Origin of the sequence: Azohydromonas caseinilytica (genome assembly GCF_012927045.1) — a bacterium.
Taxonomy (GTDB): domain Bacteria; phylum Pseudomonadota; class Gammaproteobacteria; order Burkholderiales; family Burkholderiaceae_C; genus Azohydromonas; species Azohydromonas caseinilytica.
Window position 1 is genome coordinate 1 of the sequence record NZ_JABBFW010000057.1, and the last position, 9,943, is coordinate 9,943.

The following is a 9,943-nucleotide window of genomic DNA, read 5'->3' on the forward strand; positions in this document are numbered from 1 at the left end:
AGCATCACGCCCGAGGCCGGCTACAGCGGCGCGCTCACGCTGAGCTACGGCGTGAGCGACGGCACCGACGTCACCGAGCTCACGCTGGGCACGGAGCTCGCGCCCAACCCGCATCCGGAGCTGTTCGTGTTCTGAGCAGCCTGCGACTGCAGCGCGGGCGGCGCCAGGCGGTTCTTGGGACCTCTGGCGCGCGGCTCGCGCCCGAAGAGACGGCGCGCCGGGCCTTGCCGCCCGGCGCGCCGTCGTACTTGGGGCCGGGCCTGAAGCCTGACGGAAGCACTTGCGTTCCACGCCCATGTACCCGGCTGGGCCGGGCGGCTGCCTCGGGCAGAATGCGGGCGGCCGTCATGGGCAAAAGTCCTGCGGGTGCAGTGCAGCTCCCTTTTGTTTGAAACCGTGCGCCCGCAGCACCTGGTCGTGGCCTGCGCAACGGCCCCGACCGGTGCGCGCATCCGGCGTTTCTCCTCAAATGCATGGCTGACACACGCACTTCTTCTTGGTCCGGCTTGGGGCCGTCGCCGGACTGTGGCCCGCAGCGGACGCTTGGCAGGTGTTCGATTCGTACGCAACGGGTTTCGGCGTGTCGGACCGGATGCTGGCATGGGGCTTGAAGGGAACCTGATGGACCCGGCCGCCGCACCGCAGGTCGAGCTGTCCGTGGTCTTCACCGCCGATGCCGCGGGGGACGCCGCACTGCTGCGCGAGTACGACCGGCGGCTTTCGGCCGAGGAGCGTGCGCGGCGCGACCGCTTCCACTTCGAGCGCGACCGCCTGCTCTACATGCTCGCCCGCGTGGCGCTGCGCGAGGCGCTGTCGCGCCATGCGCCGGTAGCACCGGCCGACTGGCGCTTCGAGCTGAATGCCTGGGGCAAGCCGCATGTGGCCGACCCGGCGTGGCGCGATGCGCTGAGCTTCAACATGTCGCACACCGAAGGCGTGGTGCTGATCGGCGTGACGCAGCAGCGCGCGCTCGGCGTGGACGTGGAGCGGCTCGCGCGCAACGCCCTGCTCGACATCGCCGACCGCTTCTTCTCGCCGAGCGAGGTGAGCGCGCTGCGTGCGCTGGCGCCTGCGCGGCAGGGGCGCCGCTTCTTCGAGCTGTGGACGTTGAAGGAGGCCTACATCAAGGCGCGCGGCATGGGCTTGTCGATCCCGCTCGACCGCTTCAGCTTCGAGCTCGATCCTGATCCGCAGCGGGTGGCGCTGGCCATCGACGCGTCGCTGGCGGACACGCCGGCGCGCTGGCACTTCCGCCAGTTCGAGGCCGGGGCTGGCTGCCTGGCGGCAGTCTGCGTCGAAAGCGTGCCCGGGGAGGTTCCGGCGCTGTCGGCCTGGCGGCTGCTGCCGGGCGTGTCGCGCAAGCCCCTGCCGATGGTGGTGACGCGGGAATCCGCGGCGCCTTGAGCCCGGCGCGCGGGCGCCGCGGACCGACGCGGTCCACCCAGCGCCGGCACACGGGTTTTGGGCTGCTCCAAAGAGCACCCTCCGGCCGCCTCTTACACTTGCGTCCCTTGGGTTTCGACCCACCGCCATGCCAGAGGCGCGCTCTGGCTCTCCTTTTCCGCACTCCGATTTCCCGCATGAAGTACGCACTCAAGCTCACTGCCGTGGCCGCTCTGGCCTGTGTTGCCAATGCCACGCTGGCGCAGGAGGTGGTCGTCAAGATCGGCCATGTGGCCGCCACCAGCGGCCCCGCCGCCCACCTCGGCAAGGACAACGAGAACGGCGTGCGCATGGCCATCGACGAGCTCAACGCCAAGGGCGTGAGCATTGGCGGCAAGAAGGCCCGCTTCGAGCTGCTGGCCGAGGACGACGCCGGCGATCCCAAGCAAGGCACCGCCGCGGCCCAGAAGCTCGTTGACGCCAAGGTTAACGGCGTGGTCGGCCACCTCAACTCCGGCACCGCGATTCCGGCCTCTCGTATCTACAGCGACGCCGGCATTCCCCAGATCGCCCCGTCGGTGACCAACCCGCGCTACACCGCCCAGGGCTACAAGACCACCTTCCGCATGGTCGCCAACGACGCGCAGCTCGGCGGCACGCTAGGCCGCTACGCGGTGCAGCAGCTCAAGGCCAAGAGCATCGTCGTGATCGACGACCGCACCGCCTTCGGCCAGGGCCTGGCCAACGAGTTCGAGAAGGGTGCCAAGGGCGCCGGCGGCAACATCGTCAAGCGCGAGTTCACCAACGACAAGGCCACCGACTTCACCGCCATCCTGACCTCGGTCAAGGCAGCCAAGCCCGACGTGATCTTCTTCGGCGGCATGGACGCGGTGGCCGGCCCGATGCTGCGCCAGATGAAGCAGCTCGGCATCAACGCCAAGTTCATGGGCGGCGACGGCGTGTGCACCGCCGAGCTGCCCAAGCTGGCCGCGGGTTCGCTGGCCGACAATGTGGTGACCTGCGCCGTTGCCGGTGGTGTCGAGGCGTCGCAGAAGGCGACCATGGACAAGTTCCGGGCCGACTTCAAGAAGAAGTTCGGCAGCGAGGTGCAGATCTACTCGCCCTACACCTACGACGCCACGATGGTGATGGCCGACGCCATGGTCAAGGCCGGCTCGGCCGATCCGGCCAAGTACCTGCCCGTGCTGGCCGGCATCAGCCACAAGGGCGTGACGGGCAACATCGCCTTCGACAGCAAGGGCGACATCAAGGACGGCGCGCTGACGCTCTACACCTACCGCGGCGGCCAGCGCGCCGAGCTGGCCATCGTGCGCTGACGCCAGGCGTTCAGCCATCGCGTACGGGCAGTTCCGGCAGGAACTGCCCGGCAGCTCCGGGGCCGGGGAGCCGCCGGGGAGCTCGATCAGTTGCCGAGGTGGTGGTCGTCGTGCTCGTCCGAGTCGCCCTCGGGCACGGTGCCGGCGGTGATGGCTTCGCTTTCGCCCTGGCCCGAATTGGGCGGCAGGCCGTTGGCAGGCTTCACCAGCACCGCGGCCTGGTTGGGATCGAAGCCGTTCAGGCCGGCATCGCGCGCCAGCTCGTGCAGCACCGCATAGGAGGCGTGGTAGCCGATCTTCTGGATGTAGCCGCCGGACTTGGTGCCGATGCCGCCGCGCAACTCCAGCAGCACCGAGCCCGAGCCCAGCAGGCCGTAGGCGTTGCGCGAGATGCCGGGCTCGGTGCCGCCCGGGTACAGGCTGAGGTTGGCGTAGGGGTACTGCGCCAGGGTCTGCGCGATGATGACCACCACCCGCTTGGCCATGGCCTGCCCGGCGTTGAAGCGCGTCATCGCTTTCGGGTCCACCGCCAGGAGCCGCTGCGCGGTGGCATCGGCGGTGGGCCACAGCGTGGAGGCGGTGACCATCTTGCCATCGTTGACGCGCGTGCCCTGGTGGTGCAGGTCCAGCGTCACGGCAGGCTTGTACTTGTCCGCCAGCCAGCGGATGTTCTTGGCCTCGGGCACGGGGTTGCCCTTGCCCAGGTCGGCCAGACCATAGGGCTTGGTGCTGTCGAGGTCCTGGTTCTCGCAGCTGACGACGCCCGTCGTGATGTTCGGGAAGTTGGGATTGTCCAGCGGGCACTCGGGGCGGAAGGCGTGGTAGCGGTTGATGTCGTAACCACGCCCGCGCTGGTAGAAGGCCGGTACCGGGCCCGCGCCGGAGAAGGTCTTGTCGTAGTTCTGGCGCCAGGGCGGGACGCGCCCTTGCGAATCGGTGATGAGCGTGCCGTCGGCCTTGCGGCCGTCGAAGCCGTCCACGTTGACGCGCGGCACGATGATGACGGTCAGGGCGTTGCGGATGGCCGTGGACGCCATGGAGTTGTTGGACAGCGTGCGGGCCAGGTTCACGGCCGAGTCGCTGGTCTCCATCTCGTCGCCATGCTGCTGGGCGATGATCAGCGCGGTGGTCGCTCCCTTGCCGACCACGACATACGGAATCTCCCGGCCGCCGTTGCTCTTCCAGGGCAGGACGTCGTAGCGCATGGCGCCGCCGCTGGTGTGGACGCTGCTCTTGAGCGCAGCAACCATCTGCTCGTAGGTGCGCAGCGAGGCGATGCTGTCGTTGTCGCCATTGGGCCCGTTGGGCACGGAGGTCTGCGCATGCGCGGCCAGCGTGGCCGCGGCAATGGCGGCCGCGGCCAGGATTTTCCTCATCGGCATCGAAAGTCTCCCGTTTGGATGTCCGGATCGCGGAGCGGTGGACCCGGGCAGGACAGACACTGTCTGTCCCGCTGGTGCAACCCGCATCCCTGAGGCTGGAGGGGAGCCGATGGCTTGCCTTGTCCGCGCCATTTCCGTAGAGATCTAAGCGCTGGCGGCGATGGCGCACAATGCGCGCCCATGACGGATTCTTTGCAGCGCCTGGTGAGCACCGTCATGCCCTTCGGCAAGTTCAAGGGCACGGCCATCGCCGACCTGCCCAGCCACTACCTGAACTGGTTCGCGCGTGCGGGTTTTCCCAAGGGCCAGATCGGTGAACTGCTGGCGCTGATGCACGAGATCGACCGCAACGGCCTCAGGCACCTGCTGGCGCCGCTGCGTTCCAACCCCAGGAAAGATTGATTCATGTCGCTCGAAGCCATCCAGCAGACGCTCGATCTGCTGCGCAGCGGCACGCTCGACGCGGCGGCCTTCTGCCGCCGCCTGCGTGCCGAGCCCTTGCCGACCGAGTTGCCCGCCAGGTACGGCGAGGTCCTGGGCAACCTGCTGGACCGGCTGGAATCCAGTGCCATGTTCGGCGGTGAAAGCTGCTCGTTCAGCCAGGACGATCTGGCCGCCAGCGTGCAGGCCTGGCTCGACAAGGCCCGGGAGCGGCTCGCGCAATGAGCGGCAACCAACCCTGCTGGGCCGCCGTGGGACACCCAGCGTCAGGACGCGGATGACAAAAATCCTGCCATGAGCGCGTAGCGGTCTTTTTACTGGCCGCAACAATGGCCCGCGTCCTTCGAAGAACGGGCCATGGCAAAAAAACGCGTCCAAGACGAAGGCTTCAAGGCGGGCCAGGTGTTCGGCAGCCGCTGCCCGTACCCGGCCGGAACCAAGGAAGCGCGCCAGTGGGAGCTGGGCTGGGCCGAGGGCGTGCTGCAGCGCACGGGCGGCCAAGGTGACGATGCCGAGGAGCCGCCGCTGATTGAACGCCGTACCGGGGGCTGGCGCGACTGGCTCAAGCGGCTCCTGGGCTCGTGAGACAACTTTGCCGGTGGCGCCGCTGTGGGCGCTTGGCCCGACGGCAGGATTCTTTTCAGGAATAGCAAATATCCATTCCTGAGCCTTCCTCGCGCGTGCCGCGACACGGAACATCGTGGCATCTGTCGAGGAGTTCCCTGATGCGACGTCATCGTCAAGCCAAGATCGTTGCCACCGTCGGCCCGGCCAGCAGCAGCCCTGAAACCCTGCGCGCGCTGTTCGACGCCGGCGTGGATGTGTTCCGACTCAACTTCAGCCACGGCACGCATGCCGACCACCGCGCGCGGCTGGATGCCATCCGCGCCATCGAGAAGGACGTGGGCCGGCCCATCGGCGTGCTGCTGGACCTGCAGGGCCCCAAGCTGCGCGTGGGCACCTTTGCCGACGGCCCGGTGCAACTCCTGGCCGGTGAGCGCTTTCGCCTCGACATGGATCGCGACCGGCCTGGCGACCGCCAGCGCGTGGCGCTGCCGCATCCCGAGATCTTTGCCGCGCTGAAGCCCGGCGTGGACCTGCTCATCGACGATGGCCGCGTGCGCCTGCGCGTGCTCAACTGCAGCGAAAGCCACGCCGAGACGGAAGTCGTGGTGGGCGGCACGGTGTCGGACCGCAAGGGCGTCAACGTGCCCGACGTGGTGCTGCCGCTGTCCGCGCTCACCGCCAAGGACCTCGCCGACCTGGACTACGGCTTGCAGCTGGGGGTGGACTGGGTGGCCTTGTCCTTCGTGCAGCGCCCGGCCGACGTGGACATGGCCCGCGAGATCGTGGGCCGGCGCGCCGGCCTCATCGCCAAGCTGGAGAAGCCGGCGGCCATCGCCTGCCTGGACGACATCGTGGACCGTTGCGACGCCGTCATGGTGGCGCGCGGCGACCTTGGCGTCGAGCTGCCGGCGGAGCAGGTGCCCGCCATCCAGAAGCGCATCGTGCGCAGCTGCCGGCGCAGGGGCATCCCGGTGATCGTGGCGACGCAGATGCTGGACTCGATGGTGGCGACGCCGGTGCCCACGCGCGCCGAGGCCTCGGACGTGGCCACCGCCATCTACGACGGCGCCGACGCAGTGATGCTGTCGGCCGAGTCGGCTTCCGGCCGCTATCCGGTGGAGGCCGTGCAGATGATGGATCGCATCATCCGCAACACCGAGGCCGATCCCTACCACCGCGAAGCGATCGACGCCTCGCACACGCCGGCGCGGCCCACGACGGGCGACGCCATCGGCTGCGCCACGCGCCGGGTTTCTTCCTTGCTCGACGTGGCCGCCATCGTGGCCTACACCAGCACGGGCTCCTCGGCGCTGCGCATGGCGCGGGAGCGGCCGCGCTCGCCGATCATCGGCATCACGCCGCAGCAGTCCACCGCGCGCCGCCTGCCGCTGGCCTGGGGCGTGCACGCCGTCCAGTGCGAGGAGGTGTCCGACGTGCTGGGCATGAGCGACCAGGCCTGCGCCATCGCCAAGGACGAGGGCTTCGCCCACCAGGGCGACACCATCGTCGTGACCGCCGGCGTGCCCTTCGGCACGCCGGGCAGCACCAACCTGCTGCGCATCGCGGAAGTGGGCTGACGCGCCCGCACCGCTGCGCCGCCGCCGTTGCCGGCTGGGCGGCGCTCAGTTGGCACTGATGTTGCGGCTGCGGATCACGCCGCCCCAGTACTCGGTGTCCTTCTTGACCAGGGCGCCGAGCTGCTCCGGGTTGAGGTAGCGCGGCTCGATGCCGAGCGTGGCGGCGCGCTGCTTGGTCTCGGGCAGGTCCAGCGCCTTCTTCACCTGGGCCGAGAGCTCGTTGACCACCGGTGCGGGCGTCCCGGCCGGCGCGAACAAGCCGACCCAGGCCTCCAGCTCGAAGCCGGCCAGCCCGGCCTCGGCCGTGGTGGGCACGTTGGGCAGCATCGGATGGCGGGTCTTGCCGGTCACGGCGAAGGCCTTGAGCTTGCCCGACTGCACATGACCCATCACCGAGGGCGGGGTGGTCATGAAGAATTGCACCTGCCCGGCCAGCACGTCCTGGATCGCCGGGCCGGAGCCCTTGTAGGGCACGTGAACCATCTGCGTGCCGGTCTGCTGCTCGAACAGCGCCGTGCCCACGTGCGACAGCGAGCCGTTGCCCTGCGAGGCGTAGTTCACCTTGCCCGGGTTCGCCTTGAGGTAGGCGATCAGCTCCTTGAGGTTGTTGGCCGGCACCGAGGGGTGCACCGTGATCACGTTCGTGGCCGCGGCCACGAGGGCCACCGGCGCGAAGTCGGCCTGCGCCCAGGGCAGCTTGGAGAACATCGACGGGTTGCCGACGTGGTAGGCCGAGTAGGAGGCCAGCACCGTGTACCCGTCCTTGGGTGCGCGGGCGACCTGCTGGTAGGCGACGTTGCCGCTGGCGCCGGGCTTGTTCTCGACCACCACCGCCTGGCCCAGCAGCTTGGTCAGCGGGTCGCTGACCAGCCGCGCCGAGGTGTCCACCACGCCGCCCGGCGGGTTGGGCACGACCAGGGTGATCGGCTTGTTCGGGTAGCCCTGCGCCTGCGCGCCGCCGGCCGCGGCGGCGAGAACGGCGGCCCAGGCAAGCGCGAGGCAGGTGGTGCGGCGGGTGGTGGCCATGGGGCTTGTCTCCTGTGTTGAAAGAGGCGGCGCGAGCAGCCTGGGGCGAGGCCGTCGCTTGCGCCTTGATGCGCAGCATTCCGGATGCCGGACGGCTCCCTGCCGCGGGCCGGCGCCGCGCGGCATCCGCCGGGCCTGGGCAGCCGGCCGTCGCTCCGGCTCGCGGCCATGGGGCGGCGCTCCCGCGCCGGACAATGGCCCGCATGAAGGACAACAGGCTCGTGGAGATGCGCGTGTTCCGCGCCGTGGCCGAAGCCGGCGGCTTCACCGCGGCCGCGCAACTGCTGGGCGTGAGCCAGCCCTTCGTGAGCCAGACGCTCACGGCGCTGGAAAGGCGCCTGGGCGTGCAACTGCTGCACCGGTCCACGCGCACGCAGCGCCTGACCGCGGAAGGGCAGGCCTTCCTGGCCGCCTGCCGGCGCGTGATGGAGGAGATCGACCTGGCCGAAGCCGAGGTTGCGTCACCCGAGCCCGCCGGCGAGCTGCGCGTGACGGTGCCACGTGCCTTCGGCAGCGACCAGATCGTGCCGCGCCTGCCGCAGTTCATGGCCACGTACCCGGCCATCTCGGTGCAGGTGCAGCTGTCGGACTCGGTGACCAATCTGCTGGAGGAGAACTTCGACGTTGCCATCCGCATGGGACGCCTGCAGGACTCCTCGCTCATGAGCCGGCGGCTGTGCGCGCTGCAGCGCATCGTCGTCGCATCGCCCGGCTACATCGACCGCCACGGCCCACCCGTGACACCGCAGGGCCTGGAGCGGCACAACTGCCTGATGTGGATGCCGCCGGCCGAGCATCTCAACCGCTGGCCGTTCATGATCAATGGCCAGCGCCAGGATCTGGCGGTGAAGGGGAGCTTTCGCAGCAGCGACGGCACGGCGCTGTTCCAGATGTGCGTGGCCGGCGTGGGCGTCATGCGCCTGGCCGAGCACCTGGCGCTGCCGGCGCTGCGCAGCGGGCAACTGGTGCCGTTGCTGGCCGACTACCAGGCCGCTGACGACACGGCCATCCACGCCGTGTTCCTGCCCGAGCGCCGCCTCGTGCCCCGCGTCCGCGCCTTCGTCGATTACTTCACCCAGGCCTTCAGCGCGCCGCCTTGGGCGGCGTGAGACGCCCTGGGCCTCGCGCGGGCGATGCCGATCCATTACCGGGCGCAATAGGTCTTATCGCCGCCACCGCGTTGATGCAGGTCAAGGCACTCCGTAAATTTCGCGGCACTGGCTTCCGGCGCCTCGGAAGCCCACCAGGAGAGCCTCATGCAAGACACGATGGAAAGCCCGAGCGCGGGGCAGGCGGACGCCCAGGTCCGCAAGCGCATCTCGGTGTACCAACCGACCCAGCCCGGGTTGATCTTCCCGGAGATTCCCACGTTCGCGACGCACGCCGAGGAGCGGCAGCACCGCAAGGAGCGGCTGGTGGCGGCCTGCCGCGCCTTCGCGCTGCAGGGCTTCGACTACGGCTTTGCCGGGCACCTGACGGTGCGCGACCCGGAGTTCCCGGAGCTGTACTGGACCAACCCGATGTGCGTGCACTTCAGCAACGTGCGCGTGAGCAACCTCATCCTCGTGGACCACGCGGGCAAGGTGGTGGAGGGAGCCTACGCCGTCAACCGCGCCGGCTTCGTGCTGCACGCGGCGGTGCATGAGAAGCACCCCGACATCCTGGCGATGTGCCATGCCCACACCGTCTACGGCACGGCCTTCGCCGCGCTGGGCCGCCCGCTGGACCCCATCACGCAGGACGCCGCGGCCTTCTACGAAGACCACGTGGTCATCAAGAGCGAGGCCGGGCAGGTGGCGGTGGAGGAGCGGGCCGGCTTCACGGTGGCCGACTGGTTCAAGGGCGTGAAGGCGGCCATCCACCAGAACCACGGCATCTTCACCTGCAGCACCCACAGCATCGAGTCCGCGGCCTTCTGGTTCATCGCACTGGAGCGCTGCTGCCAGCAGCAGCTGCTGGTGGAGGCCACCGGGCACAAGCCGGTGATGGTGCCGCCGGACAAGTCGCGCTTCAGCCGCGACAACGTGGGCAGCGACTACATCGGCTGGCTGCACTTCCAGACCATCTGGGACCAGCTCGTGCGCACGCAGCCCGACATGCTCGACTGAGAAGCTGTGAACGATTTGCCTGCACCGAGCATGTTGAGCGGTACTGACGCGGCCAGCCGTGACGGTGCACGGGTGGGCCGTGGACGGCTGCAAGGCGCTCGCCGGGGCCGCCATGCCCGGCA

At 69.3% G+C, this 9,943-nt stretch carries 10 protein-coding genes; 8 read left to right on the plus strand and 2 right to left on the minus strand.

What is annotated here, in order from left to right; all coding sequences use genetic code 11:
- The first annotated feature begins 600 nt into the window (after positions 1-600).
- Entirely contained in the window at positions 601-1,404 is an 804-nt protein-coding gene (locus HHL10_RS29445) for a 4'-phosphopantetheinyl transferase family protein (protein WP_169163995.1), read from the plus strand.
- Positions 1,405-1,580: 176 nt separating this feature from the next.
- Positions 1,581-2,720: a branched-chain amino acid ABC transporter substrate-binding protein gene (locus HHL10_RS29450; RefSeq protein WP_169163996.1), complete on the plus strand. Its 1,140-nt coding sequence runs from the start codon at positions 1,581-1,583 to the stop codon at positions 2,718-2,720.
- Between the two features lie 86 nt (positions 2,721-2,806).
- On the opposite strand, the gene HHL10_RS29455 is transcribed toward HHL10_RS29450, so the two are convergent.
- Positions 2,807-4,102, minus strand: coding sequence for a M14 family zinc carboxypeptidase (locus tag HHL10_RS29455; RefSeq protein WP_169163997.1), 1,296 nt, complete (start codon positions 4,100-4,102; stop codon positions 2,807-2,809).
- A gap of 180 nt (positions 4,103-4,282) precedes the next feature.
- Between HHL10_RS29455 and HHL10_RS29460 the strand changes: the two genes are divergently transcribed.
- From HHL10_RS29460 to pyk, 4 genes are all read left to right on the plus strand, one after another.
- Positions 4,283-4,504 (plus strand): DUF3820 family protein, encoded by a 222-nt coding sequence (locus tag HHL10_RS29460; RefSeq protein ID WP_169163998.1) that lies wholly within the window; start codon positions 4,283-4,285, stop codon positions 4,502-4,504.
- A 3-nt stretch (positions 4,505-4,507) separates the two neighbouring features.
- Positions 4,508-4,768, plus strand: a complete 261-nt coding sequence (locus HHL10_RS29465; protein ID WP_169163999.1) for a hypothetical protein — start codon at positions 4,508-4,510, stop codon at positions 4,766-4,768.
- 132 nt (positions 4,769-4,900) lie between these two features.
- The gene (locus tag HHL10_RS29470) at positions 4,901-5,128 is read left to right on the plus strand and encodes a hypothetical protein (RefSeq protein WP_169164000.1); all 228 of its coding nucleotides are present in this window, start codon (positions 4,901-4,903) and stop codon (positions 5,126-5,128) included.
- A gap of 140 nt (positions 5,129-5,268) precedes the next feature.
- On the plus strand, positions 5,269-6,687 hold the full coding sequence (gene pyk / locus HHL10_RS29475; RefSeq protein ID WP_169164001.1) for a pyruvate kinase: 1,419 nt from the start codon (positions 5,269-5,271) through the stop codon (positions 6,685-6,687).
- Positions 6,688-6,732: 45 nt separating this feature from the next.
- Here pyk and HHL10_RS29480 read toward each other — a convergent pair whose 3' ends face one another.
- Positions 6,733-7,713: a Bug family tripartite tricarboxylate transporter substrate binding protein gene (locus tag HHL10_RS29480; protein ID WP_169164002.1), complete on the minus strand. Its 981-nt coding sequence runs from the start codon at positions 7,711-7,713 to the stop codon at positions 6,733-6,735.
- 203 nt (positions 7,714-7,916) lie between these two features.
- Here HHL10_RS29480 and HHL10_RS29485 point away from each other — a divergent pair, with 203 nt between their 5' ends.
- A complete protein-coding gene (locus HHL10_RS29485; protein ID WP_169164003.1) occupies positions 7,917-8,822 on the plus strand; it encodes a LysR family transcriptional regulator in 906 nt (301 codons plus the stop codon).
- 147 nt (positions 8,823-8,969) lie between these two features.
- On the plus strand, positions 8,970-9,821 hold the full coding sequence (locus tag HHL10_RS29490; RefSeq protein ID WP_169164004.1) for a class II aldolase/adducin family protein: 852 nt from the start codon (positions 8,970-8,972) through the stop codon (positions 9,819-9,821).
- Positions 9,822-9,943: the final 122 nt, after the last annotated feature.